We start from the raw sequence: 24700 nt of genomic DNA on the forward strand, positions 1-24700 counted from the left end.
AACAAAAAGGACAAAGCCGATATGACGATCGAAATTCTGGTTCCCGATTTACCTGAATCAGTTGCAGATGCGACAGTGGCAACTTGGCACAAGCAGCCAGGTGATGCCGTTACACGTGATGAAGTTCTGGTTGATATCGAAACAGACAAAGTGGTGCTGGAAGTGCCTGCACCTGAAGATGGCGTTCTAGAAGCAATTCTAGAAACAGAAGGTACCACTGTTTTAACTAAACAATTGATTGGTAAGATTAAAGCTGGCGCTGTGGCTGGTGAGCCTACCGCTGATGTACCGGCTGAAGCTGAAGCTTCACCCAATAAACGCAATACAGCCTCTTTGAGTGAAGAGACTAACGAAGCATTGAGTCCTGCTGTACGCCGCCTGCTTGGTGAACACAGCATCAATGCTGCAGATGTTAAAGGTACCGGTGTTGGTGGCCGTATCACTCGCGAAGATGTTGAAGCGTTCGTTAAAGAAGGCAAGACACCGGCACCTGCTGCTCCGGCACCGGCTGTCGAAGCGAAGGTTGAAGCACCACTTGCGCACCGCAGTGAAAAACGCGTGCCGATGACACGTTTGCGTAAGCGTGTGGCGGAGCGTCTGCTTGAAGCGAAAAACAGCACAGCAATGCTGACAACGTTCAACGAAGTTAACATGAAGCCAATCATGGATCTTCGCAAGCAGTACAAAGACATCTTTGAAGAGCGCCACGGTATTCGCCTCGGCTTCATGTCTTTCTACGTCAAGGCTGTGGTTGAAGCGTTGAAACGCTACCCTGAAGTGAATGCATCGATTGACGGTGATGACATTGTCTACCACAACTTCTTCGATGTGAGCATTGCGGTATCAACACCACGTGGTTTGGTAACACCGGTTCTGCGTGATTGCGATCAGCTTAGCTTGGCTGAAATCGAGAAGGGTATCCGTGAACTCGCTATCAAAGGTCGTGACGGCAAGCTAACCGTTGATGAGCTAATTGGCGGTAATTTCACTATCACAAACGGCGGTGTCTTCGGCTCACTGATGTCGACACCAATTATTAACCCACCGCAATCAGCTATCTTGGGCATGCATAAAATTGCTGACCGCCCAATGGCTGTTGACGGCAAGGTTGAAATCTTACCAATGATGTACCTGGCACTTTCTTATGACCACCGTCTTGTTGATGGTCGTGAGTCTGTTGGTTATCTGGTAACGATTAAAGAACTGCTAGAAGACCCGACACGTCTGCTACTAGACGTTTAATACCTTAAGCTAGGCCGGGCAGGCTCGACGTCCGGCTTAATTCTGGCTTTTGGTATCACTGACGAAGGAATACCCAAGAGTATTTCAAATGGATATAACAGTCTCAAATGGATATAACAGTCCAAAGGGATATGAAAACGGATAGAACATCATGAATCTGCATGAATACCAGGCAAAACAGCTATTTGCTGAGTACGGTCTGCCAGTTCCAGAAGGTTATGCTTGCGATACACCACAAGAGGCAGCTGAAGCTGCGGGTAAGATCAGTGGCGACAAGTGGGTTGTAAAATGCCAGGTCCACGCTGGTGGCCGCGGTAAAGCGGGCGGTGTTGAACTGCATGATACCAAAGAAGGCATCAAAGAATTTGCACAGAAGTGGCTAGGTAAAAACCTGGTTACTTACCAGACAGATGCCAATGGCCAGCCAGTAACCAAAATCCTGGTTGAAGAAGCGTCAAACATCGCCAATGAACTATACCTAGGTGCTGTTGTTGACCGTGGTACTCGCCGAATCGTTTTCATGGCATCGACTGAAGGTGGTGTGGAAATTGAGAAAGTTGCGGAAGAAACGCCGGAGCTGATCCACAAAGCCGCGATTGATCCGTTGGTAGGCCCTCAGCCATACCAAGGCCGTGAGCTGGCATTCAAACTTGGTCTTAAAGGCGACCAAATCAAGCAGTTCACTAAAATTTTCCTAGGTCTAGGCAACATGTTTGCTGACTACGACTTGGCACTGCTTGAGATCAACCCGCTGGTTATCACGGGTGATGACAACCTACTTTGCCTAGATGGCAAGATCAACATTGATTCAAACGCCATGTACCGCCAGCCAAAACTGCGTGAGATGCACGATCCTTCTCAGGAAGATGAGCGTGAAGCCCATGCGGCGCAGTGGGAGCTAAACTACGTAGCTCTAGACGGCAGCATTGGCTGTATGGTTAACGGTGCAGGCCTTGCAATGGGTACGATGGATATCGTTAACCTGCACGGCGGCCAGCCAGCAAACTTCCTTGATGTAGGTGGCGGCGCGACGAAAGAGCGTGTTACCGAAGCATTCAAAATCATCCTGTCTGACAGCAACGTGAAAGCCGTGCTGGTCAATATCTTCGGTGGCATCGTTCGTTGTGATCTGATTGCTGAAGGTATTATCGGTGCCGTTGAAGAAGTGGGTGTCGAAGTACCGGTTGTTGTACGCCTTGAGGGTAACAACGCTGTACTGGGTGCAGAAACACTGGCTAAAAGTGGTCTGAATATTATTGCTGCGACTTCCCTAACTGAAGCAGCGGAAAAAGTAGTTGCTGCAGCGGAGGGTAAATAATGTCAGTTCTAATCAATAAAGATACCAAGGTAATTTGTCAGGGATTCACGGGCGGCCAGGGGACTTTCCACTCTGAGCAAGCGATTGAATACGGAACACAAATGGTTGGTGGTGTATCGCCTGGTAAAGGTGGCACAACTCACCTTGGTCTGCCGGTATTCAACACAGTACGTGAAGCCGTTGAAGCCACGGGTGCGACAGCTACAGTTATCTATGTACCGGCGCCATTCTGTAAAGATGCGATCCTTGAAGCGATTGATGCAGGTATCGAGCTGATTGTAACGATCACTGAAGGTATCCCAACGCTTGATATGCTGGATGTTAAGGTTCGTCTGGACGAAGCTGGCGTTCGTATGATCGGTCCTAACTGTCCGGGTGTTATTACCCCTGACGAGTGTAAGATCGGTATCATGCCTGGCCACATTCACAAGGCGGGTAAAGTTGGCATCGTATCACGTTCTGGTACGCTGACTTATGAAGCGGTTAAGCAGACCACAGATGAAGGTTTCGGCCAGTCAACCTGTGTTGGTATCGGTGGTGACCCAATTCCTGGCGCTAACTTTATCGACGTTTTGGAAATGTTCGAAAAAGATCCTGCGACAGAAGCCATCGTAATGATTGGTGAAATCGGTGGTACTGCTGAAGAAGAAGCTGCTGCATACATTAAAGCAAACGTAACCAAGCCAGTCGTTTCTTACATCGCTGGTGTTACGGCGCCTCCGGGCAAGCGTATGGGCCACGCTGGTGCAATTATCTCTGGTGGTAAAGGTACCGCTGACGATAAGTTCCAAGCACTTGAGTCTGCGGGTGTTAAAACCGTGAAGAGCCTAGCTGATATCGGTAAGGCACTGCGCGAAGTCACTGGCTGGTAATCCAGTGTTGTGAAAAATAATGAAAACCCGCCATCTGGCGGGTTTTTTCATTTGGTATTAATCCCAATGGGGATTGGGCGCTATCAACGGCGAAAACAGCATTCGCATCATTACCTACTAGTATTAAGCCATGCACCGCCGAACAATTGCACGTGTATGGGCGAGCTAAGATGAAGCGAAAGATGACGTTGGCATTGAGTGTTGCCATCTTTTTAACCAGCTTGCAGCTATTGGCGAAAGAAGATAAAGCGGGTTATGAAGACTGTATTCTCGAGCATGTGTCCGGCACGGAAGATACATTGGCGGCCAATATGATGAGTTATGCTTGTCACCGCCTGTATATCGACAATTTTATGTTGAATGAGAAAGACAAAGGTTACTTCCAGTGCCTGCTGGACTATATGCCGGAGGCCAAGAAACCCGAGATTACCATTCAGATCAGGCGTACCTGCAATGACAAATACCGCAGTTTTTTTCGTTGAATTAAATAGCCAGCCGGGGGGATTTCGGCTGGCAAAAGATAAGGGCTTGAGGTAGACCTTAGGCCTCGGTGCGCTTGAACTGGCTGAGCATAAACATTGCGGCTGCGGCAACCACGACAGAAGGGCCAGCCGGCGTGTCATAATGCCATGACATGGCCAAACCGAGTACCACGGCAATAGAACCTATCACTGATGCTAATCCGGCCATAAACTCCGGGCTTTGGGCAAAGCGGCGGGCCGTTGCCGCTGGAATGATCAGCAGTGAGGTGATGATCAGGGCGCCAACGAACTTCATTGCCACAGCGATAACCAGGCCAACCATAAGCATTAGCAATAGGCGCATCAGATCGACATTGACGCCTTCAACCTGGGCCAACTCTTCATTGATCGTCATCGACAGCAACGGGCGCCATAACGTAATGAGAAGGCCCATCACAATCACGCCACCGCCGTAGATCCATAACAGATCAGTGGTCGTTACTGCCAGCAGATCGCCAAAAAGATAGGCCATTAAGTCGATACGGACGTGGTCGAGAAAGCTGACAGCCACCAAGCCAAGGGATAAGGCACTATGGGCGAGAATACCCAGCAGTGTATCTGTGGCGACATATTTTTGTTTCTGAAGGCTAACCAGGATCACCGCAAGGGCCAGACAACAGATCACCAGGGCGAGGTTGAGGTTGATATTGAACAGAAACCCAAGGGCAATCCCCAGCAAAGAGGCATGGGAAAGCGTATCGCCAAAATAGGCCATTTTTCGCCAGACGACAAAGGAGCCCAGCGGCCCAGCCAAGGCGGCAATCCCGATGCCAGCAATAAGCGCAGGCAGAATAAAATCAAGCATTGTGGTTCTCTTGTTGCTCGTGATGGTGCTGACATGGGCCTACCGGACTGCCGGCAAGATCATGTTCGTGGTTGTGGTGGTGGTGGTATAGCGCCAGCTGCTCACTTTGTTGGTTACCAAACAGCGCCACATATGACGGATGACTGGTGATAGCCTCCGGTGCTCCTGAGCAGCATATATGGTGATGCAGGCAGATCACGTTATCAGTCTTTGCCATCACCAGATGCAAGTCGTGTGAAACCATTAAAATGGCACAGTTAAGCTTATCGCGAAGCGATTGGATCAGGCTGTATAGTTCAAGTTGGCCATTGACATCCACGCCTTGTACGGGCTCATCGAGTACCAATAGGTCGGGGCGCTGGAGCAGTGCCCGTGCTAACAGGACACGCTGCATTTCACCCCCTGAGAGGGAATGCATATTGCTGTGGTGCAAGTGAGCGCCGCTAACCAGTTTTAGCGCTTCGACTCTGTCGGCATTGGTATAGCGGCCAGCCAGCCGCATGAAGCGGTCAACACTGAGTGGCAGTGATGAGTTTAGCTGCAATTTTTGTGGTACATAACCGATCCGGAGTCCTTTCTGACGGATAACCTTTCCTGTAGTTGGTTTGCGCAGGCCCGTGATAACTTTCACCAGCGTCGACTTGCCCGCGCCATTGGGACCAATCAATGTCGTGATCTGGCCTCGCTCAAGTTTGATTGAAACTTGATCAAGCACGTGCCGTTCCGAAAAAGTAACGGTAACAGTCTGTAATTCAACTAAGGTTGCCATAAAAAAGTGCTTCAAGATATTTGCCAAAGTGAGATGTTATAATATAACATTTCAGTTCTGGTTTGTAATCAATAATTATTTCGGAAAACACTATGCCCCGTTTATTCCTATACATCAGCTCTATTGCTCTATTGTTCTCGCCTTTTCTTTCTGCCAGTGAATTTAAGGTAGTGACAACGGTAAAACCCCTGAGTTTGATCGTACAGGAGCTCACTGATGGGGCTGCTGACAGTGAAACCTTGTTGCCACCAGGGACCTCTCCGCATGATTATGCATTGCGTCCATCGGATGTGAAAAAACTGCGTGATGCTGATTTGGTTGTTTGGGTAGGCCCAGAACTGGAATTGTTTCTAACTAAGATGCTGGCCGATAGTGGCAACAGTTTGGCACTGACTGAGCAGCATACAATTGACCTTCGCCATTATGACGAAGGCGTTGAAATTGATCACGATGATCACAGTCATAACCATGATGGTGTCGATCCGCATTTTTGGCTAGGGCCGAAGCAAGCGATTCAAGCAGCGAAGGTGATTTCTGAGGCGCTTATCAAGTTTGATCCATTGCATAAAAATAGATATGAAGATAATCTTTCTCAGTTCGTTTATGAGGTCGAACAGGCCATCAATGAATTGAACACGGAACTTAAACCACTAGCCGATCGCGGCTACTATGTTTTTCATGATGGCTATGGCTATTTTGAAGAGCAGTTCGGGCTAAATAACCTCGGGCATTTTACTGTCGATCCTGATCGCCGTCCCGGGGCGAAAACACTGGTATCTATCCGTCGCTCATTACAAGATAAACAGGCACAATGTGTATTCAGCGAGCCTCAGTTCTCTCCGGCGGTAGTAAAAAGTGTAGTTAGTGGCACTGAGGTCAATATTGGAACCCTTGATCCGATGGCAACGGAGATTGCCGAGGAAAAGGGTGGTTACGTCCGATTTTTGCAAGAATTGGGGCAAAGTTTTACCAAGTGTCTTAAATAATAATGAAAATACTCAAGGCTACGGCCTTAACAATTAAACAATTACCTCGTCAGCATCGGATAGCTCTTGCCTCAGCCTCATTGCTTGTCGCGGCGGCCCTTGTGTGGCAGCCATCATCAAAGCTTCAGCAGGCTGTTACGTATCAATCCGATCAGCGGATTGATATTGAGCTCCCAATTGCAGAACTAGATGTCCTATCCGAGCAACATAGTGAGCCGCTAGGAGCGGTTCTCGATCCTCAGGATCCTGAATTCTCGGTGCCGAAAGATGAGCTAGAACAACAGCTGGAAGAAGTGATTGATGTTGCCCATACCCACAAGGTGGCGTCTGGTGAGACATTGGGGGCGATTTTTTCGCAATATGCACTACCGATAGCTGATATGTACCGCTTAATAAAGGTGAACAAAACGGTTCAAAAGCTCGGTGTTGGCCAGATGATCGAGTGGTCGGTATCTGAAGAAGGCCGAGTAAAAGAGTTCAGTATTAAGCGCAGTGCTAAAACGACCGACATCTATACGCTGACTGGGCAAGGTTACGAGTTCAAACAGCTGGAAGAGAACGGCGAAATCAAACCGGTAATGCTGACCGGGCGGATCTCAGGCAGTTTTTATCAATCAGCGCGCTCGGCGGGGCTTTCGCCAAACCAGATCCAAACCTTGGTCCAGGCACTGCAGTGGCGCTTTGACTTTGGCCGTGAGGCAAGAAAGGGGGACCGTTTTGCGGTATCGGTTGAGCGAGAGTTTATTGACGGTAAAGCGGTTAATCGCGGTGACGTGAAAGCCCTGTATTATCTCAGCGGTAACCGCGAAGTGTTCGTCATGCGTCACGATGATGGTCAGTTTTATGATGAGAACGGTAAAAGCTTGAACCGAGCGTTGCGCCGGATACCATTGGCTAAGCGTTACCGGATCAGTTCGTCATTTAATCCAAGGCGCAAACACCCAGTTACTGGACGGATTTCGCCACATAACGGTACTGACTTTGCGACACCAATAGGTACGTCGGTGATTGCCGCTGGGGATGGTGTAGTGGTTAAAGCGAGGAAACATCCGCTTGCTGGCAATTATGTGGTGATTAAGCATGGCCGGGAGTATATGACCCGTTATCTGCATTTGCACAAGTTGCTAGTGAAGGTGGGAGATAAGGTTTCGATGGGGCAGCGTATTGCATTAAGTGGCAATACAGGTCGCTCGACGGGACCACACCTTCATTACGAGCTGATCAAGAAGAACCGTGCTGTTAACGCGATGAAAGTTCCCTTGCCACAGGCCGACCCCATTTCTTCGAAACAGCGTGGTCTGTTTACCCAGCTTGCTAGTGATGAGAGGCAGAAATTACTGGCAGTTATGCCAGGATGATGGGAAAGCGCACTAAGGTGCGCTTTTTTTATAGCCTAAAATGAATTTTATAAAATATTACTTATATTCAATTTTTCCATATTGCATAATGACGGCTGCATGTATGGAAAGTTGTACTATTGTGTGGTGTTTTTTAGTTTTCTCTGTTCACTATGATTAAAGCCCTATTATTGTCTTTTCACTTATTGGTGCTGTTCAACGGCGGTGTTGTGGCTGCTAGCCATGTTTTTTATCCGTTTCCTCCCCAGGACGATGGGATCGTTGTGACGGCGGCCAAAACGATTGATTACACCAAGGATAGCCAACTAATGGGGCATCATTTGTACCTGGATCAGAAGGTAACTGCGGTATATAAAGACAGCAACCAGCTATGGTTTGGTACGTCAAATGGGTTGTATTTATCGTACCGGCTGGTAACGCTGCTTGCTATTTTGTTTCTCGTTATGCTTTCACTGTTCATTGCCTGGCGGGCTCGTGTTTCTAATGATAAAAATTTACGCCTTAAGCAGTCGATATTCCGCAAAACAGCCAAAATTGAGTTACAGAAAATGCAGCTGTATGCCAGTAATACCCATATGCAGCGGATATTGCACATCCGGCAAAACTATATGGCGCAACTTTCCCATGAATTACGGACACCCTTGATGCTTATTCTTGGGCCGGTGCAAAAAATGCTGGCAACGAGTCAAGGAGAGAGCACCGAGCTGCTCCAAATTGTAACCAAGAATGTTGATCGGTCTTTACACTTAGCTGAGCAGTTGTTGATACGCGATGCATTGGCCTTTGTTGATCCGGGTAAGCCCTGTGAGCAGCTGGTGAGTCCGATTATTCAGGCTTGTTGTATGAGTTGGCAGATAGAGGCTGATCAGAAAGAGGTTGTGCTTTGTTTTGAAGATGAAGCAAGTAGGGGGAGCGTGAAGATGGCCCCATACCACCTTGAGATCATGATAGGAAACTTGTTATCTAATGCCTTGAAATATACTCCTAGCCAGGGTTGTATTAGTGTGTCGTTCAAATGCATCAACCACCAGCTAGTAGTATCGGTGAGTGATACAGGCAAAGGTATGTCAATAGATGTCAGGAAGAACATCTTTGATAGTTACTTCAAAGAAGACGCCGACTTTACCCTAGAAGCGGGGTTTGGCCTTGGTTTGAGTACCGTCAAGCAGCTGGTTGACTTATATGCGGGCGATATTTCAGTTATCAGCTACCAAGGTGTCGGGAGTGAGTTTATTCTTACCCTGCCGCTGTACCGTGAAGGTGGCACCAAAGCGGCCGCAGATGAAGAGAGTGTTGAGCGGCAAGATGATATACCGCAGCTATTAGTGGCATCGACAGATGATGAGCTGGTGTCGTGCTTGACCGCCTTACTTGCCGACTATCGCCTGACCGTAGCATATGACGGTTATGAGGCCGTGATCTTAGCGAAAGAAATAAAACCTGATATCGTGCTGTGTGACATGGACCTACCCGGCTTGGATGGCTGGCAGGTACGTGGACGGTTGCAAGAAGTACCGGTAGAGTGTCAACCTGCTATTGTCCTGATGGCAGACGCCAAGAGTTGTCAAGATTGTGTTGATATTGCGGTTGATTCATTGCTCAGCAAACCTCTGGATCCTGATTTGACCCTTAGCCATATCCAATTCCTGTTAAATCGTGAGAAGTCACCTTTTTCAGAACATGCGATTGATTGTGGCAAGGTTTCACAGCCAGCGGCGGGAAATATGCCCTGGCGAAAGCGTGTGATGGTTTTGGTCGAAGAGCACTTCCATCATGCGAATTTTGATACGGTCGTCGCAGCGAAAGCCCTGTATATGTCAGAACGCACTTTACAGCATAAATTTAAACAAGAGTTTGGTATGTCGTTTAAAGACTATGTTAGTCAGTTTCGCTTTGAGCAGGCTAAATTGATGCTGAAACAAGGGGATCGCATTTCTGATGTAGCCCTCGCCTGTGGCTTTAATGAACCTTCTTATTTCAGTGCTCATTTTAAGAGCCGCTTTGGAATAACCCCTTCTCAGTATGCCGCAAAATACCAGAAACAATATGTACACTAACTATTGGTTAAACGAACCTTTGTTTTCCCTACCGCCCCCCCCCCACAGTCGTTAAATTTGCCTAAATTGCTGACTTTAGCCCTAAAGACGAATGTTATTTCAGGCTTGCATAAATGGAACCAATAAACCCATAAATGGAAGGGTTTTTATTGATTTAAAACAATGCGCAATGTGTTTCAGCCTGTAATATTGCAAGTATAAATGCTAATAATTCTTATTAAGGTGTCGATTAAGATGAAACTGTCAGAGTTATCGTGCGGTGCGAATGGAGTTGTGACCAGTATGTCTGAACTTCCTTCAGCAACCCGTAAAAAGCTAATGGTTATGGGGTTGTTGCCTAACACTCAGGTTTCGGTTGTTCGTTTGGCGCCCTTAGGCGATCCGCTTCAAGTGCGTGTTCGTGGTGTTGATATTGCACTGCGTAAACAGATTGCAGCCAATATTGATGTGGAGGTGTGCTAATGCAATACAACATTCTTACTGTCGGTAATCCTAACAGTGGCAAAACAACATTATTTAACGGACTGACAGGCGCCAAGCAGCAAGTCGGCAACTGGGCCGGTGTCACCGTTGAAAAGAAAACCGGTAACTACCAGTGTGCGGGTGATGACTTTGCTTTGACCGACTTGCCGGGGATCTACAACCTAGATAGTGCCAATGATGCGAATAGCCTTGATGAAGCGATAGCTTCTCGCGCCATTCTGACGATGCCTGCAGATGTGATCATCAACGTCGTTGATGCTTCTTGCCTGGAACGTAGCTTATATATGACATTGCAGCTGCGTGAGCTTGGCCGTCCGATGATAGTGGTACTCAACAAGATGGATGTGCTGGGACGCCAGCGCCAGGTGCTGGATGTTAAAGCGCTAGAAAAGGCGCTGGGCTGCCCGGTAATGTGCCTTTCTGCGAATAACCTTAACCAGGTTGCCGAGTTCAAAACAAAGCTGCACAAAATGCTGGCCCAGGGTGTGGCCGTTGGTGATATCGAGCTGGACTATGGCAAACACTTTGAAGCGGCCATTACTGAGCTTGAAGGTCTGTTTTCAGACGATCAGCTAAAGGCTCGCTCTCAGGCGATTCGCGTACTAGAAAACGATACATTGGTGATTAATGGCCTGTCGGATGTAGACAAGGGCCAAGCCTGTAATGTTCGTAACAAACTGATGGTTGATATCGACCCGGATGTTCAAGTTGCTGATGTGCGTTATACACACCTTCACCAGCTATGTCAGAAGGTTCGACGTCAGGAAGGCAAGCTCAGCCGTAGCCTGAGTGACAAAATTGACCGAGTATTGCTGCATCGTGCTTTTGGTATCCCATTCTTTTTCATCGTGATGTACCTGATGTTTATGTTCTCCATTAACATTGGTAGTTCATTCATTGATTTCTTTGATATAAGTGCCGGTGCCCTTCTGGTGGATGGGGGGCATCACCTTCTGGATGATCACTTACCGGTCTGGCTGGTTACTGTTATTGCAGATGGTATTGGTGGTGGTATCCAGACGGTAGCAACCTTTATTCCGGTTATTGCCTGTCTGTATCTGTTCCTTGCGATGCTGGAAAGTTCTGGCTACATGGCCCGTGCGGCGTTTGTTCTAGATAAAGTGATGCAGAAGGTCGGCCTACCGGGTAAAGCATTTGTTCCATTGGTTCTTGGCTTTGGTTGTAACGTGCCGTCTATCATGGCTACCCGTACCCTGGAGCAAGAACGTGAGCGTAAACTGGCAGCAGCCATGGCGCCGTTCATGTCATGCGGCGCGCGCCTGCCGGTATATGCACTGTTTGCGGCTGCGTTCTTCCCTGAAAGTGGTCAGAATGTGGTCTTCGGACTGTACCTACTGGGTATTGTTGCCGCTGTCATGACGGGGCTGATTCTGCGCAATACCCTGTATCCGGGTAGCAGCGATAGCTTCATCATGGAAATGCCAGACTATGAATTGCCGACGATGCGAAATGTAGGTATCAAAACATGGCAGAAGCTGAAGAAATTTGTTCTGGGTGCAGGTAAGACAATTGTGGTGGTTGTTGCAATCCTCAGCTTCTTCAACTCGTTGGGCACGGATGGCACATTCGGCAATGAAGATACTCAAAACTCAGTGCTTTCAAGAGCGGCTCAGGTCGTAACACCGGTACTTTCACCTATCGGTATCAAGGAAGATAACTGGCCTGCGACGGTGGGTATCATTACTGGTATTTTCGCTAAAGAGGCCGTTGTTGGTACATTAAATAGCCTATATGCGCCTTCTGAAGGTGAAGAGTCAGAGTATGACTTGCTGGCAAGCCTACAAGAAGCGGTAGAGACGATCCCTGCCAACCTTGCTGATTTGAGCTACTCTGATCCGTTAGGGATCACCGTGGGCGAGCTTGATAATTTAGACGCCGCAGCAGCAGAGCAAGACGTTGACCAATCTATCTTTGGTAATATTCAAGCGCACTTTGTGAGCTCTGCAGCAGCGATGGCTTACTTGATTTTCATCCTGTTATATACGCCTTGTGCAGCCGCTATGGGGGCTTATGTTCGTGAGTTTGGCCAGAAGTTCTCGGTATTCATTGCCGGCTGGACAATGCTATTGGCGTACACGTTTGCAACTATTTTCTACCAAGTGGCACACTTTACCGACCATCCTGTTACCAGCATGGCGTGGATTGCCTTCTTTGTGCTGATTAACGCTGGCCTATTCGTGGCGTTTAAGCGCCAAGGGCAGAAACAACAAAAAGAGTTAGCCTTAGTATGATCCTTCAACAGCTGAAGCAGTATATTGAGCAGCATGGCCGTGTGAGCAGAAAGAGCCTGGCGCACCATTTTGGTATGAGTGAAGACGGTGTCGATGCGATGCTGGATGTCTGGGTGCGCAAAGGCGCACTAGGCAAAGAGCTCATTGGCTGTGACAACGACTCCTGTTGTCAGAGCGCTGAGGATGTCTGGTACCGTTGGCTGCAGGCCGATGAGTTGTCAGTTACTGTGTTACGCTGACGAAGCAATGAAAAAGCAGCCCCCGGGCTGCTTTTTTCTCACCTGCTAGGTTGTCACCGAGTTTAAATAGCTGCAAACCCTTCAATGTTGCTTAGTTCTGCGCGAAGCTCTTCTGCCAGTGCCTGCTGAACAGCTTCTTCCCGCTGCGTCCCATCGGTATTTCCCCATACAGGGCCAGGCCAGGCAATATCAGACTGGAATCTTGCAATGTGGTGGATATGTAGTTGTGGGACGAGATTACCCAGGGCACCGACGTTGATTTTATCTGCCTGGTAATCTGTTTCTAGCAGGGCAGCAACGGCGCTGGACTCGCGCATCAGCTGGTACTGCTCATCTTGGGGGAGGTGGTGAATTTCCGTTAACGCTTCCTTTCGTGGTACTAAAATCAGCCATGGGCCTAATGCTTCTTTCGACAGTAATACCCGGCATAATGGTAAGTCACCTAATACAGTAGTATCTGCTTGTAGTCGCGGATGGAGTGTAAAATGCATTGTCGTATTCCTTAAATGTATTGTGCGGCTCACATGCTGGAACATTGCTCATTATTATCAGTGAGGGCTGCGGTATGCTGGTAATACCACTGTAGGATAAACAGTTTTGTCTAGCTATGTCATGGTAATACCAATTGAGATAAAGGCCAGCATAGATCATCGTTGATTGGTGATTTCAGTGGACAATTGTGGCGATTGCTTACACTTTGAGCCCGCGGTAACCGTGTGGGGGGAAATATATGGTAGCGGAATATCAAGAAATCTTGGATTTTTGGTTTGGTGAACTCGGTGAGGAAGTGCCAGCAACCAACCGAAATACATTGTGGTTTCAGGGCGGTGAGGATACGGACAGGCTTATTGCTGAGCGTTTTCAGCCTTTAGTTAGCCGGGCAGGGCTGGGCGAGCTGAGCCACTGGGCGGAAGAGCCTAAGGGGGCGTTGGCCCTGATCATCTTGCTGGATCAGTTTTCCCGTAATATCTATCGCGGTCTGAGCGCGGCATTTCGCTATGACTCTTTGGCCTTGGCGATTTGCAAACGAGGCCTGGCAAATAACCAAGATGAAATATTGAGCCCAATTGAACGCGTCTTTTTTTACTTACCGCTAGAGCACTCTGAAACGGTCGAAGATCAGGAAGAGTGTGTATTTCGTTTTGATCGCCTGCGCCAGTCTGTTTCACCTGCACATGCGGTGGTTTTTGAGGGTTTCTATCAGTACGCTGTCAGCCATCATGATGTTGTTAAGCGTTTCGGCCGTTTCCCGCATCGTAATGCCGTGCACGGGCGTTTGTCGACCCAAGAAGAGTTGGATTGGTTGCATGGCGGAGGTCAGCGGTTCGGCCAATGAGCAAGGTGGTCTAAGTCGTTCTTGTTGAAGTTAAAAGCCACCTTCTTAGTCTGTATCTTTGGGTGGTGGCTTTCATATGTACTTGACGAGGGTAAGTGCAGAGGGCATCAATTCAAAGGTAGCACTCTGTTTCGTCCTAATCGCTTGGCTTTGTTGAGGTAGCTATCGGCACGTTCAATAACCTGGGCAGCAGTTTCGTTTTCTTGCTTGGTCGCTATGCCAAATGAGGCCGTGACAGAATTGATCCGTTGGCCGGACTTTTTATCCAAGACTGAAATTTTTTCTATCGCCCGACGGAGTGTTTCTGCCTGCTGGCGAGCTGAAAACAGAGTTTTATGCGGTAAAATAACAATAAACTCTTCGCCACCAAAGCGGTAGGGCTGCGCATAGTCTCGGCTGCACTCTATGAGCCTGCGAGCTACAATTTTTAAGACCTGATCACCGAGCAAGTGGCCGTAGTTATCGTTAAATTCCTTAAATTTATCAATATCCATCATGATAAGGCTAAACGGTATATTGCTGACTTCATAGCTTTGGATATCCCGTTCAAACGCCCGCCGGTTATGGAGCTGGGTTAGCGCATCTTGATTAGCTTCTTTTTGGCTTTCGGTTAATGCCTCGCGCAGGGCGGAGATCTCCTGCTGAGCATTGCTGAGCTGGCCTTTAAAGGTACCGGTGGTTTGTTGTATTTGGCGCGACTCACGGATCAGGTTCCGGACCAATGTCATGGTGTCTTCTAGTGATAACCCTTCTTGCTCAGCAGTTTCAAGCTTGGTAAAAGTGTTGCTGAGTGCCCCCTGGAAGGTTTCCGCGTTGGAGAGTGTATCTGACATGGTATGTGACAGCTCCTGCATCATTGCCGTCAGGCTCTGCTTGAGTTGCTTCATGTCTTTGTCGGTTTGGCTGGCCAGGTGCTCTTGGTAAAGGTTTTCGCACAACGTAGGCGTACAGTGCCCTAGGGCTTCTATTTCCTGGTCGATTGCGAGGTTGAGTTCCGGTTGCTGCTGAGTCGCATAGGTGTACCAGAGCGCATAGTTGGTCGGGGTGGTTGGTACTTTGTGTTTGATCATCAGGGGAACCGTTTTTTTCAACGTTTCCGTCGATTCCACAAAGCTGTCTTTGCTCATACTTTGAATTCCATTCTTGTCGCAAATACGTAAGCAAAATGATTACAGCGCAAATAGCATTCAATATTGATACCTTGAAGCGCCAGTAGACTTAAAATCTTATTAAGAATAAAAAAGCCTTCTAAGGATACCCTAGAAGGCTTTGAATTTTTAGTCTGTAATTTATTATTTCTTTGAATGAAACAGCAAAAAATTACATACGTTCAAGTGTTTCGATACCTAGAAGATCCAAACCTTGCTTGATAGTGTTCGCTGTCAGTAGTGCTAGCTTCAGACGGCTCTGCTTCACGTCTTCTTCTGCATTTAGGATCGGGCAGGCTTCGTAGAAGCTAGAGAATTTACCCGCTAGATCGAACAGGTAGCTACACATTACGTGTGGGTGACCTTCACGAGCGACTGTCTGTACGGCTTCTTCAAACTGAAGAAGGGCTGATAGCAGGGCTTGCTCTTTCTCGTCGTTGATCACAACAGGGTGAGTCAGGTCAGCAAGCTCAACATTGGCACGCTTGAAGATAGAGGCTACACGGGTGTATGCGTACTGCATGTACGGTGCGGTGTTGCCTTCGAATGCCAGCATGTTGTCCCAGTCGAAGATGTAGTCAGTTGTACGGTGCTTGGAAAGATCCGCATACTTAACTGCCGCCATCGCAACCGTTTTTGCAATGTTTGCTTTTTCAGCCGCATCTAGCTCTGGGTTTTTATCTTCGATCAGTTTTGTTGCACGTTCTTCTGCTTCATCAAGCAGATCTGCAAGACGAACAGTACCGCCAGCACGGGTCTTGAACGGACGGCCGTCCTTGCCTAGCATCATGCCGAATGCGTGGTGCTCAAGGGTTACCTCTTCTGGAACATAGCCCGCCTTGCGAACAATTGTCCATGCTTGCATCAGGTGCTGGTGCTGACGTGAATCGATGAAATAAAGCACGCGGTCGGCGTTTAGCTGCTCGTAGCGGTATTTAGCACATGCGATATCGGTAGTTGTATACAGGAAACCGCCGTCACGCTTCTGGATGATCACACCCATAGGCTCGCCGTCTTTGTTCTTGTACTCGTCAAGGAACACAACCTGCGCGCCGTCATCTTCAACAGCCAGGCCTTTTTCTTTTAGGTCGGCAACAATGCCAGGCAGCATGTCGTTGTACATTGACTCACCCATGACGTTATCACGGGAAAGTGATACGTTCAGGCGATCGTAGTTGTGCTGGTTTTGAACCATTGTTACGTCAACCAGCTTTTTCCACATCTCAGCGCAGTACTCGTCGCCGCTTTGTAGCTTAACGACGTAGTTGCGCGCGCGTTTTGCGAATTCTTCATCTTCGTCGTATAGCTTTTTAGATTCACGGTAGAATGCTTCCAGATCTGAGAGTTCCATTGAAACTTCGCCAGATTCTTTTTGAACACGCTCAAGGTTAGCGATAAGCATGCCGAACTGGGTACCCCAGTCACCGATATGATTAGCACGGATAACGTTGTGGCCCAGGAATTCAAGTGTACGGACTACCGCATCACCAATGATGGTTGAACGCAGGTGACCCACGTGCATTTCTTTGGCAACGTTTGGTGCCGAGTAGTCAACAACGATGTTTTTCTGCGTTTCAGCAGCAACGCCCAGGCGCTCGTCTGTTAGCGCTTCTTCAGCACGAGCGGCAAGCCAAGATTTGCTTAGGAAAATATTGATAAAGCCAGGGCCAGCGATTTCAACTTTTTCAGCAATACCGTCTAGATCCAGTACGTCGATAACTTTTTGTGCGAACTCGCGAGGGTTGGTGCCGAGTTTCTTTGCAACGCCCATGACACCGTTAGCCTGGTAATCACCAAACTGTGCTTTCGCAGACTGACGAACGGCTGCTGGGCTACCTGCTGGTGCGCCTGCGGCTTCTAGTGCCTGAGATACTTTATCGTTAATTAGTGCTTGAATGTTCACACGCTTATCCTTTAAATCATTTGGTTCGCTAATCGCCAAGTCGTATTAGCGAGGCAAAAACGTTACGCTATTCAAGAGTCGCTATAAGCAAAAACCGTCAAAAATAGTCACGCAAGCTGGCTTCATTAATTGAAGCATAATGAATGCTGATTGGGATCGCGTGAGTATTTTTGACGGGGCACCCTCTAGAGTTAGAGGTGATATCTTGAATACGTACATTGCATTGCCTTAATAATACCCACAAAGTTAGGTGTTTTGGCAACCCGAAAAAGGCATTGTTTGCGATTTTTTTTTCGTTCTGGGTAGAACGTGAAAATTATGCACAAATCAAGCAGCAACAAGGCCTGTCGTCACCCCAACCGGGGTTTTTATAAACATAAAACTATGGATAATTATGCGTTCGTTTCCCGATGCGGTAATAACTGGAGAAAAAACATGCAGAAGTTGACTGATGCCGGCCTTCATCCCGAGCAAATGCTAGCGGGGCTGCCCGTCTTTGTAGAGCGAATTGAGGCCCTGGCGCAAGAGATGAATGTTTCCCTGTCGGGTTATCAGGCCGATCATATTGCATTGCGGGTAAATGACCGTGATATGGCTGAGGCTTTGCACCAGGCCTGGTTGGCTTATGGCGAGGAGTGGTCGAACAATGAAATCAATGGCCGTCCGATTATTGTTATCGGCTTTAACCAGCCGCTACAGGTTGGCCGTTGGCGTATTGAAGCGCTAGAGTTGCCGTATCCAGGCAGTAAGTCATATCCCCAGGAAGGCTGGGAGCATATCGAGTTCGTTATTCCGGCTAAGGCTAAAGACACCGATGAGCTAAAAACAAAGCTGGATGAGGCCTTTCCGCTTCTTCCGTGGGACCAATTGGCGGAAAAAGGCATTAAGGTGAAAGCCAGCACGCCATCCGGCGAAAAAGAGCGTCTGCCAAACCCGACTTATGCTTTTAAAAAGCAAGGGGTGTGTATCAAGCTGCATCCGTGTTCGCTGAAGGATGTGATTGAAAGCGAAGCATAGGCATGCTGCGCATGGGAAGCGCTGATGGGCGTTGCCCATGAGGCGTAAAGGGGCGCTTCGCTGAGTATCTATGCTGTGCATAGGAAGCGGGACAGAGCTAACAAAAAGCGAGAGCCAGCCAGCTCTCGCTTTTTTCTTGCCTCACAAAGCGAAGCGCACTCGAAACGAAGTGTCACCCGTTTCCAAGGCGCAGCCTTTAAAGGATGACCGTCCTGTTCCCATGCACAAACACTTTATCATCAAGCACAAGGCCCAGCGCCTTGCTCAGTACCGACTTTTCAACATCACGGCCAGAGCGGGCCATATCGGTAGCACTAAAGTTGTGATCAACATTGATGACATTCTGGGTGATGATCGGGCCTTCATCTAAATCGTTGGTGACAAAGTGGGCGGTGGCACCGATGATCTTCACCCCGCGTTCAAATGCTTGCAGATACGGCTTGGCACCGATAAAGGCAGGCAGGAAGCTGTGGTGGATATTGATGATCTGGTGTGGGAACTGGGCGATAAAGTTTGGCGTCAGGATCCGCATATACTTGGCCAGCACGACATAGTCAGGGCTGTATTGCTGGACGGCTTCCAGTAGCTTCGCTTCGTGCTCTTCCCGGCTTAGCCCTTCATGGCAGACATGGTGGAACGGGATATCAAATTTCTCGGTTAAATGCGCCAGTGTATCGTAATTGCCAACAACCGCTGCGATTTCAACATCCAATGTGCCATCAAAGGCCTTGACGAGAATATCCCCCAGGCAGTGGGCCTCTTTGGTAACCATAATGACAATACGTTTGCGAGCTGAACTGACGAGGCGGCGGTAACTGCCTTCGGGCAAGGCTCGGTCAAGATCGAAAAGAAACGTTTCGTCATTGAAAACCCCTTCCAGTTCGGTACGCATAAAGAACTGGTTATGGGAGTGATCAACAAATTCATTGTTGTGAACAATGTTGAGTTGGTGCTTGTAACAGATGTTGGTGATTTTAGATATCAAACCCATTGCATCTGGGCAGTCGGTAAGGAGGGTTTTCGTTTCCATGATCTTCCTTGAGCTACAATATTTATATTTCCACTGCCTTTTATTTACCGTGTATTTATTTCGAGGTCAAAACAAAAATACAGATTAGTACTGGTGATAGTTGCAATTCATTTAGAAACCTAATCAATTATCTTTACTTTCGAGGAGAGAGGTATGTTGTCACAACGGCTGAAATTTTTATCTACGGCTCTCATTTTTACCATGTTGGTAGCCGGCACTGGGTTAGCCTATGCCGATAGTCATGCTCAGGATACCAAGTCGCTCTATAGCCGGCTGGGGGGGCTACAACCCATTTCGGTTGTCGTCAGTGATTTTATTGATGTGATTGTGGTTGATAATACCCTTAATGCGAATCCTGCGATTGATGCGGCGAGAAAAGTTGTACCGGCAGCCTACCTTAAATACCATGTCACGGCGATGGTATGTCAGGTCACCGGAGGCCCATGCAAGTACCATGGGCGGACTATGAAGGATTCTCATGCCCACCTCAATATTAGCGAGAAAGATTGGCAGCAAATGGTGGTATTGTTTGAAAGTGTGCTGGATAAGCATGGTGTGGCGGAAACAGAGCAGCAAGAGCTGATGACGGTTGTTGGTTCGACGAAAGCGGACATTGTTACCGCCCCTTAATCGTTGCTATTGCGAGTGGTGAACCGATAAATAACCATAGTCGTAGGCAGGCAAACTTGGCATAATGGACAGTCTTTTACTGTATAAATAACCAATAAATTTATCAGAATGATAGCCAAGTTTTTCGCCTCCGGGGGCGCGCTCGACAAAGCCATACCGGGTTTCCAAGCTCGTCAGCCACAAATAGATATGGCCCAAGCTGTTGATGATGCAATTTGCGAACAGACCCAGCTAGTGGTTGAGGCGGGCACGGGTACCGGTAAGACATTTGCTTACCTGGTACCAGCTTTGGTACGTGGCAAAAAAACCATTATCAGCACGGGTTCCAAGAACCTGCAAGAGCAGCTTTTTCACCGTGATTTACCCTTGATGGCGGATGCCCTCGGGTTTACCGGGCGGGTCTCTTTGCTAAAAGGGCGGGCAAACTACTTGTGCCTAGACCGTTTGAGCCGCCAGATCACCGAAAGCCACGGCACACATGTTGATCCAACCTTGCTTAGCCAATTGGTCAAAGTTCGCAGCTGGGCTTCAACCACCCATACTGGTGATCTGGGGGAGTGCGAAACGGTTGCCGAAGATAGCCCGGCGATCCCGATGATCACATCGACCAATGACAATTGTATTGGTCGGGAATGCCCTTCCTATGAAGATTGCTTTGTAGTGAAAGCCCGCCGCAAGGCGATGGAAGCCGATGTGGTCGTGGTGAACCATCACCTGTTCTTGGCGGATTTAGCCATCAAGGAAACAGGCTTTGGCGAGCTGATCCCTGAAGCGGAAGTGTTTATTTTTGATGAAGCCCATCAGATGCCAGATATTGCCAGCCAGTATTTCGGCCAGAGCCTGACCAGCCGCCAGGTTCATGAGTTGGCGAAAGATGTCGAGATTGGTTACCGCACTGAGGCGAAAGATATGCGTCAGTTGCAAAAGACCGCGGACCGCCTGGCTCAGGCCGCCTCTGATCTGCGTATTGTGCTAGGAGAGCCTGGTTTCCGGGGTAACTGGCGAGATGCTGCTACCAGCCCGGCTATCCAGCGCGAGCTTACCCGGCTAAACGATGCCCTCGACCTGACCCATGAAGTTCTTAAGCTGGCCTTAGGGCGCAGCCAGCTACTCGATACGGCGTTTGAGCGGGCAACCTTGCTAAAGGCCCGGTTGGCAAGGTTATGTGATACGTCAATTACTGGCTATTCCTACTGGTATGAGTGCACTCCTCGTCATTTTAGCCTCAATATCACGCCGCTGTCGGTAGCCGAAAAATTCCACGAGCAGATGCAGTTGCAGCCGGGAGCTTGGATATTTACCTCTGCAACCCTGGCGGTTGATGATGATTTCAGCCATTTTAGCCATCGCCTTGGGTTAACACCCAAGCAGCAGTTTTCGCTGGAAAGTCCGTTTGACTACCAGCAGCAGGCCTTGCTGTGTGTGCCCCGTTTTCTTCCCGAGCCAAACAGTTTTGGCGTTGCTGATCGGCTGGTGGAAATGCTAGCCCCGGTGATAGAGGGCAATGATGGCCGCTGTTTTTTCCTCTGTACCTCACACCAAATGGTCCGCGAGCTGGCTGAAGGGTTTCGGTCGGTACTGGATTTGCCAGTATTGGTCCAAGGGGAAACGACCAAGCAGAAACTACTGGCTGAGTACCTGGAGCGTGGCAATGCTTTGTTGGTTGCCACCGGTGCATTCTGGGAAGGGGTCGATGTTAGAGGACAAGCCCTTAGCTGTGTTATCATTGATAAATTGCCTTTTACAGCACCGGATGATCCGTTGTTGAAAGCGCGAATTGAAGATTGTCGCTTGCGTGGCGGGGATCCTTTTTCGCAAGTTCAAATACCCGATGCCGTGATCACCCTGAAACAGGGGGTCGGGCGCCTTATTCGCGATAAGCAGGATAAAGGTGTTCTGGTTATTTGTGATAATCGTTTGGTAACGCGCCCGTATGGCGCGGTATTTCTAAGAAGCCTGCCACCAATTCCACGTACGCGGGATGTTAATGGTGTCGGGCAGTTTTTGTCCAAGGTGAATGGTGGCGAGAGCCTTGTTCACAGTGACGATCAGCATTCAGAGGCTTGAATGAGCACCAAAATCCTTGCAGTCGATACTGCAACCGAAAATTGTTCTGTTGCCTTAATGGTAGGTGATGATGTCATTTCACGTTGCGAATATGCGCCGCGTGAACATACCACTAAAATTTTGCCAATGGTGGATACCGTTCTGGCTGAAGGTGGCCTCAAGCTCAACCAGTTAGACGCACTGGCCTTTGGCCGGGGGCCAGGGAGCTTTACCGGTGTCCGTATAGGTATTGGTATTGCCCAGGGGTTGGCTTTCGGCGCTGATTTGCCGATGCTTGGTGTCTCAACACTGGCGGCAATGGCTCAGGGAACCTACCGGGTACACCAGTCAGAGCAGGTGTTGACGGCGATTGATGCCCGAATGGGTGAGATATACTGGGGTCAGTACCAGCGACAGGTTGACGGAGACTGGCAAGTTGTCGATAGTGAATTGGTTATCAAGCCTGATGCGCTCATTGAGCAGTTCAGCGCCGACAACGGTATTTGGTTAACAGCCGGTACAGGTTGGGAAAGTTATGCTGAACCTCTTGCTCAACTGAAGGTCAGAATGGAAAAAGGAACGGTTCTATATCCTGACTCTCAGGACATGGTGTACTTGGCTAAGTATGCTCTGGCGCGAGGTGAAGCGGTTGACGCTGAGCATGCCAGCCCAGTTTACTTGCGTGATACGGTAACCTGGAAAAAGCTGCCTGGCCGGGAGTAAATTAATAAAGGTCCTTGGTACTGGGAAAAGCAGGACCGAGGACCCAGGATCTTGCTTCACCCCTCGATAGGTATTGCATTATGGTCTCAATTCAACGTTTACCAACATCAATACACTCCCCCCAGCAGCCCCGGGCTAATAAACCGGTGCAGGCCCCTGTTACAACTGAGCCGTCAGTTGTTGCGAAGGCGGTCGCAAAGTCTGTTCGTGATCCAGAGCTGATCCAAGATGCCCACGCAAAAATTCAGTATGATCAGCCAGAGGGAAAACACCGCCAGGCACTGGATTCCTATATGGGCGTTATGTACCAGAACCGTAAGGATGAACTTTCCTCATTGGTTGGGGTAGATGTTTACGTTTGAGGTGTTTTTCAGCCAGATAAGTTGGCTGGATCTTAAGCGTTTGTCTTGGAGAACCAGATGTTTAGAGTGCTATTTCTTGGGCTGCTAATGCTCTTTATGGTAGGCTGTGCCGGCGTGCCTGAAAGCTTACAAACCCAATCAGAGAGCCCTGTCACCAACTTTCAGCTGATCCGCGAAAACCCAGCGTTGGTTCAGGATCAGGAGGTCCGGATTGGGGGGATCATCGCGGCGATCCATAATGAGAAACAACGCACCCGAATTGAAATAGTCAGCTTGCCGTTGACCAGTGATGGCAGGCCCAAGCTTGATGCTAAACCACAAGGGCGCTTTGTCGGATATGTTGACGGCTTTATCGAGCCCTTGGAATATCGTCCCGGCCGACTTGTGACCATCGTTGGCCGAGTCAATGGCCATGAACAAGGTTCGGTGGGCGAGTTTGAATACCGATTCCCTGTCGTTATTATCTCTGGCCATCAGTTGTGGCAGGTTAAGCAGGAAATTCGAATTGATGATTTTGCGCGCTACCATGACTGTATCGGCACCCGGTGCTCGTTCATGAGTTACGGGGTAGGGTTTACCCGGGGTGAAGTGACGAAGCGGGTAACCAAATAGATTGAGAATTTTGTGTCGAGTGTAATGTTCAATACACACTTCCAACTGGCGGAGATAGAGCTGGCTGGGCTGTGTTCATTTCAGCATCAAGGTGGGGTGGTGACATCATCTGCACCTTTGTCTTACTTGGATGCCCAAAAACCGATATTGCTGTTTTTGCATGGCTGGCAAGATAACGCAGCCAGCTTTGACGGCCTGTTTTCGATGTTGGCGGCAAACTATCACCTGATTGCGATCGATTGGCCCGGTCACGGTTATTCGCAGCCGCGTAGCAACGACAATTATTATCACTTCGTTGACTATATTGATGATCTTAATCAGTTGGTGAAATTGCTGCCAGATACCCAGGTGTATTTGGTCGGGCATTCCCTGGGGGCTTTGGTGGCAAGCAGTTACGCGGCAGTATTTCCAGCGGACATTGCTGGGCTGGTGTTGATTGAAGGTCTGTCACCGCTCTATGAGTCACCGGAAAATGTGGTGAAACGCCTGCGTAACGGTATCGATAGTCGGCAGCGTTATCGCCAACGGGCTGAACGGCGAGCGGCTCGACGAATGCTGTCTTTTCAAGACGCCCTTGATCTGCGATGTGCAGTGAACCAGCTTTCGGCTGCACAATTAGTACCGCTGGTGGAGCGGGCAACGTACCAGGAAGGTCAATATTGGTTTTGGCGCCATGACAACAGGCTACGCTGTGATTCACTGTACCGAATGGCCAAAGAGCATGCAGAAGCATTGACATCACAGATCCAGTGCCCGGTCTTGTTGATTCTTGGTCGGAGCGGATTTAGTGAACTTAAGCGACCGGAGGCGGGCAGCCTTTGGTTGCAGCACGGCATCCAGGTTGAGGTTGACGGTGGCCATCACTGTCATATCGAAAGCCCGCGTGCTGTTAGTGGGCATATAATGGTGTTCACTTCAAAGTTCAAGTAACTGGTCCAATCAGTTATTGTTAATCATTTGTTAATTGTGTTGTAATGGTGGTTATAAACAG

The 24700-nt window shown here is 48.7% G+C and carries 24 protein-coding genes; 18 read left to right on the forward strand and 6 right to left on the reverse strand.

What is annotated here, in order from left to right; translation table 11 throughout:
- Window positions 1-21 precede the first annotated feature (21 nt).
- The 4 genes from odhB to AC51G0_RS04960 all read left to right on the forward strand — a co-directional run bounded on the left by odhB (window position 22) and on the right by AC51G0_RS04960 (window position 3914).
- On the forward strand, window positions 22-1242 hold the full coding sequence (odhB, locus tag AC51G0_RS04945) for a 2-oxoglutarate dehydrogenase complex dihydrolipoyllysine-residue succinyltransferase (RefSeq protein WP_496300947.1): 1221 nt from the start codon (window positions 22-24) through the stop codon (window positions 1240-1242).
- Window positions 1243-1393: 151 nt separating this feature from the next.
- A complete protein-coding gene (sucC, locus tag AC51G0_RS04950; RefSeq protein ID WP_075768302.1) occupies window positions 1394-2560 on the forward strand; it encodes an ADP-forming succinate--CoA ligase subunit beta in 1167 nt (388 codons plus the stop codon).
- On the forward strand, window positions 2560-3432 hold the full coding sequence (gene sucD, locus AC51G0_RS04955; protein WP_496300948.1) for a succinate--CoA ligase subunit alpha: 873 nt from the start codon (window positions 2560-2562) through the stop codon (window positions 3430-3432). Before sucC ends, sucD begins: the two co-directional genes overlap by 1 nt.
- A 170-nt stretch (window positions 3433-3602) precedes the next feature.
- Complete coding sequence (locus AC51G0_RS04960; RefSeq protein ID WP_496300949.1) at window positions 3603-3914, forward strand: VF_A0006 family four-cysteine protein; 312 nt, start codon at window positions 3603-3605, stop codon at window positions 3912-3914.
- Between the two features lie 58 nt (window positions 3915-3972).
- Here AC51G0_RS04960 and znuB read toward each other — a convergent pair whose 3' ends face one another.
- Together znuB and znuC are read right to left on the reverse strand one after the other, a co-directional pair.
- Window positions 3973-4758, reverse strand: coding sequence for a zinc ABC transporter permease subunit ZnuB (znuB, locus tag AC51G0_RS04965; RefSeq protein ID WP_496300950.1), 786 nt, complete (start codon window positions 4756-4758; stop codon window positions 3973-3975).
- Complete coding sequence (gene znuC / locus AC51G0_RS04970) at window positions 4751-5527, reverse strand: zinc ABC transporter ATP-binding protein ZnuC (RefSeq protein ID WP_496300951.1); 777 nt, start codon at window positions 5525-5527, stop codon at window positions 4751-4753. Before znuC ends, znuB begins: the two co-directional genes overlap by 8 nt.
- Window positions 5528-5619: 92 nt before the next feature.
- On the opposite strand from znuC, the gene znuA reads away from it, so the two are divergent.
- From znuA to AC51G0_RS05000, 6 genes are all read left to right on the forward strand, one after another.
- The gene (gene znuA, locus AC51G0_RS04975) at window positions 5620-6513 is read left to right on the forward strand and encodes a zinc ABC transporter substrate-binding protein ZnuA (RefSeq protein ID WP_496300953.1); all 894 of its coding nucleotides are present in this window, start codon (window positions 5620-5622) and stop codon (window positions 6511-6513) included.
- A gap of 2 nt (window positions 6514-6515) precedes the next feature.
- On the forward strand, window positions 6516-7871 hold the full coding sequence (mepM, locus tag AC51G0_RS04980) for a murein DD-endopeptidase MepM (protein ID WP_496300955.1): 1356 nt from the start codon (window positions 6516-6518) through the stop codon (window positions 7869-7871).
- A 152-nt stretch (window positions 7872-8023) separates the two neighbouring features.
- Complete coding sequence (locus AC51G0_RS04985; RefSeq protein ID WP_496300956.1) at window positions 8024-9928, forward strand: hybrid sensor histidine kinase/response regulator transcription factor; 1905 nt, start codon at window positions 8024-8026, stop codon at window positions 9926-9928.
- Window positions 9929-10162: 234 nt separating this feature from the next.
- Complete coding sequence (locus AC51G0_RS04990) at window positions 10163-10390, forward strand: FeoA family protein (RefSeq protein ID WP_496300957.1); 228 nt, start codon at window positions 10163-10165, stop codon at window positions 10388-10390.
- On the forward strand, window positions 10390-12663 hold the full coding sequence (gene feoB / locus AC51G0_RS04995) for a Fe(2+) transporter permease subunit FeoB (protein ID WP_496300958.1): 2274 nt from the start codon (window positions 10390-10392) through the stop codon (window positions 12661-12663). Before AC51G0_RS04990 ends, feoB begins: the two co-directional genes overlap by 1 nt.
- A complete protein-coding gene (locus tag AC51G0_RS05000; protein WP_496300960.1) occupies window positions 12660-12902 on the forward strand; it encodes a FeoC-like transcriptional regulator in 243 nt (80 codons plus the stop codon). Before feoB ends, AC51G0_RS05000 begins: the two co-directional genes overlap by 4 nt.
- 62 nt (window positions 12903-12964) lie before the next feature.
- Here the strand turns inward: AC51G0_RS05000 and AC51G0_RS05005 are convergent, their stop codons facing one another.
- Entirely contained in the window at window positions 12965-13393 is a 429-nt protein-coding gene (locus tag AC51G0_RS05005) for an HIT domain-containing protein (protein ID WP_496300961.1), read from the reverse strand.
- 239 nt (window positions 13394-13632) lie between these two features.
- On the opposite strand from AC51G0_RS05005, the gene AC51G0_RS05010 reads away from it, so the two are divergent.
- A complete protein-coding gene (locus tag AC51G0_RS05010) occupies window positions 13633-14238 on the forward strand; it encodes a DUF924 family protein (RefSeq protein WP_496300962.1) in 606 nt (201 codons plus the stop codon).
- 107 nt (window positions 14239-14345) lie between these two features.
- Here the strand turns inward: AC51G0_RS05010 and AC51G0_RS05015 are convergent, their stop codons facing one another.
- On the reverse strand, window positions 14346-15365 hold the full coding sequence (locus AC51G0_RS05015) for a GGDEF domain-containing protein (RefSeq protein WP_496300963.1): 1020 nt from the start codon (window positions 15363-15365) through the stop codon (window positions 14346-14348).
- Window positions 15366-15558: 193 nt separating this feature from the next.
- Complete coding sequence (gene argS / locus AC51G0_RS05020; RefSeq protein ID WP_496300964.1) at window positions 15559-17289, reverse strand: arginine--tRNA ligase; 1731 nt, start codon at window positions 17287-17289, stop codon at window positions 15559-15561.
- Between the two features lie 435 nt (window positions 17290-17724).
- On the opposite strand from argS, the gene AC51G0_RS05025 reads away from it, so the two are divergent.
- Window positions 17725-18306 carry a VOC family protein gene (locus AC51G0_RS05025; protein ID WP_496300967.1) on the forward strand — a complete coding sequence of 194 codons (582 nt, stop codon included), beginning with the start codon at window positions 17725-17727 and terminating at the stop codon, window positions 18304-18306.
- A gap of 196 nt (window positions 18307-18502) precedes the next feature.
- On the opposite strand, the gene purU is transcribed toward AC51G0_RS05025, so the two are convergent.
- On the reverse strand, window positions 18503-19336 hold the full coding sequence (gene purU, locus AC51G0_RS05030) for a formyltetrahydrofolate deformylase (RefSeq protein ID WP_496300968.1): 834 nt from the start codon (window positions 19334-19336) through the stop codon (window positions 18503-18505).
- Between the two features lie 153 nt (window positions 19337-19489).
- Here purU and AC51G0_RS05035 point away from each other — a divergent pair, with 153 nt between their 5' ends.
- From AC51G0_RS05035 to AC51G0_RS05060, 6 genes are all read left to right on the forward strand, one after another.
- Window positions 19490-19966 carry a group I truncated hemoglobin gene (locus tag AC51G0_RS05035; protein WP_496300969.1) on the forward strand — a complete coding sequence of 159 codons (477 nt, stop codon included), beginning with the start codon at window positions 19490-19492 and terminating at the stop codon, window positions 19964-19966.
- Window positions 19967-20074: 108 nt separating this feature from the next.
- Window positions 20075-22033: a DNA repair helicase YoaA gene (gene yoaA, locus AC51G0_RS05040; protein WP_496300970.1), complete on the forward strand. Its 1959-nt coding sequence runs from the start codon at window positions 20075-20077 to the stop codon at window positions 22031-22033.
- Window positions 22034-22735 (forward strand): tRNA (adenosine(37)-N6)-threonylcarbamoyltransferase complex dimerization subunit type 1 TsaB, encoded by a 702-nt coding sequence (tsaB, locus tag AC51G0_RS05045; protein ID WP_496300971.1) that lies wholly within the window; start codon window positions 22034-22036, stop codon window positions 22733-22735. It abuts the gene before it with no gap.
- Between the two features lie 80 nt (window positions 22736-22815).
- Window positions 22816-23097, forward strand: a complete 282-nt coding sequence (locus AC51G0_RS05050; protein ID WP_496300972.1) for a hypothetical protein — start codon at window positions 22816-22818, stop codon at window positions 23095-23097.
- Window positions 23098-23154: 57 nt separating this feature from the next.
- Window positions 23155-23709, forward strand: a complete 555-nt coding sequence (locus tag AC51G0_RS05055) for a Slp family lipoprotein (protein ID WP_496300973.1) — start codon at window positions 23155-23157, stop codon at window positions 23707-23709.
- 12 nt (window positions 23710-23721) lie between these two features.
- Window positions 23722-24639, forward strand: coding sequence for an alpha/beta fold hydrolase (locus AC51G0_RS05060; RefSeq protein WP_496300974.1), 918 nt, complete (start codon window positions 23722-23724; stop codon window positions 24637-24639).
- Window positions 24640-24700 lie beyond the last annotated feature (61 nt).

The sequence above is a fragment of the Photobacterium sp. HL06 genome (assembly GCF_059552575.1).

Excerpts from the sequence above, each read along its gene's own strand:
- AC51G0_RS04960 (WP_496300949.1), top strand. The coding sequence starts at position 3,603 with ATGAAGCGAAAGATGACGTTGGCATTGAGTGTTGCCATCTTTTTAACC.
- znuA (WP_496300953.1), top strand. The coding sequence starts at position 5,620 with ATGCCCCGTTTATTCCTATACATCAGCTCTATTGCTCTATTGTTCTCG.
- mepM (WP_496300955.1), top strand. The coding sequence starts at position 6,516 with ATGAAAATACTCAAGGCTACGGCCTTAACAATTAAACAATTACCTCGT.
- AC51G0_RS05000 (WP_496300960.1), top strand. The coding sequence starts at position 12,660 with ATGATCCTTCAACAGCTGAAGCAGTATATTGAGCAGCATGGCCGTGTG.
- sucD (WP_496300948.1), top strand. The coding sequence starts at position 2,560 with ATGTCAGTTCTAATCAATAAAGATACCAAGGTAATTTGTCAGGGATTC.
- purU (WP_496300968.1), bottom strand. The coding sequence starts at position 19,336 with ATGGAAACGAAAACCCTCCTTACCGACTGCCCAGATGCAATGGGTTTG.
- AC51G0_RS05055 (WP_496300973.1), top strand. The coding sequence starts at position 23,155 with ATGTTTAGAGTGCTATTTCTTGGGCTGCTAATGCTCTTTATGGTAGGC.
- feoB (WP_496300958.1), top strand. The coding sequence starts at position 10,390 with ATGCAATACAACATTCTTACTGTCGGTAATCCTAACAGTGGCAAAACA.
- AC51G0_RS04985 (WP_496300956.1), top strand. The coding sequence starts at position 8,024 with ATGATTAAAGCCCTATTATTGTCTTTTCACTTATTGGTGCTGTTCAAC.
- AC51G0_RS05010 (WP_496300962.1), top strand. The coding sequence starts at position 13,633 with ATGGTAGCGGAATATCAAGAAATCTTGGATTTTTGGTTTGGTGAACTC.
- tsaB (WP_496300971.1), top strand. The coding sequence starts at position 22,034 with ATGAGCACCAAAATCCTTGCAGTCGATACTGCAACCGAAAATTGTTCT.
- AC51G0_RS05005 (WP_496300961.1), bottom strand. The coding sequence starts at position 13,393 with ATGCATTTTACACTCCATCCGCGACTACAAGCAGATACTACTGTATTA.
- AC51G0_RS05035 (WP_496300969.1), top strand. The coding sequence starts at position 19,490 with ATGTTGTCACAACGGCTGAAATTTTTATCTACGGCTCTCATTTTTACC.
- odhB (WP_496300947.1), top strand. The coding sequence starts at position 22 with ATGACGATCGAAATTCTGGTTCCCGATTTACCTGAATCAGTTGCAGAT.
- yoaA (WP_496300970.1), top strand. The coding sequence starts at position 20,075 with ATGATAGCCAAGTTTTTCGCCTCCGGGGGCGCGCTCGACAAAGCCATA.
- znuB (WP_496300950.1), bottom strand. The coding sequence starts at position 4,758 with ATGCTTGATTTTATTCTGCCTGCGCTTATTGCTGGCATCGGGATTGCC.
- znuC (WP_496300951.1), bottom strand. The coding sequence starts at position 5,527 with ATGGCAACCTTAGTTGAATTACAGACTGTTACCGTTACTTTTTCGGAA.
- AC51G0_RS05015 (WP_496300963.1), bottom strand. The coding sequence starts at position 15,365 with ATGAGCAAAGACAGCTTTGTGGAATCGACGGAAACGTTGAAAAAAACG.
- AC51G0_RS05050 (WP_496300972.1), top strand. The coding sequence starts at position 22,816 with ATGGTCTCAATTCAACGTTTACCAACATCAATACACTCCCCCCAGCAG.
- AC51G0_RS04990 (WP_496300957.1), top strand. The coding sequence starts at position 10,163 with ATGAAACTGTCAGAGTTATCGTGCGGTGCGAATGGAGTTGTGACCAGT.
- sucC (WP_075768302.1), top strand. The coding sequence starts at position 1,394 with ATGAATCTGCATGAATACCAGGCAAAACAGCTATTTGCTGAGTACGGT.
- AC51G0_RS05025 (WP_496300967.1), top strand. The coding sequence starts at position 17,725 with ATGCAGAAGTTGACTGATGCCGGCCTTCATCCCGAGCAAATGCTAGCG.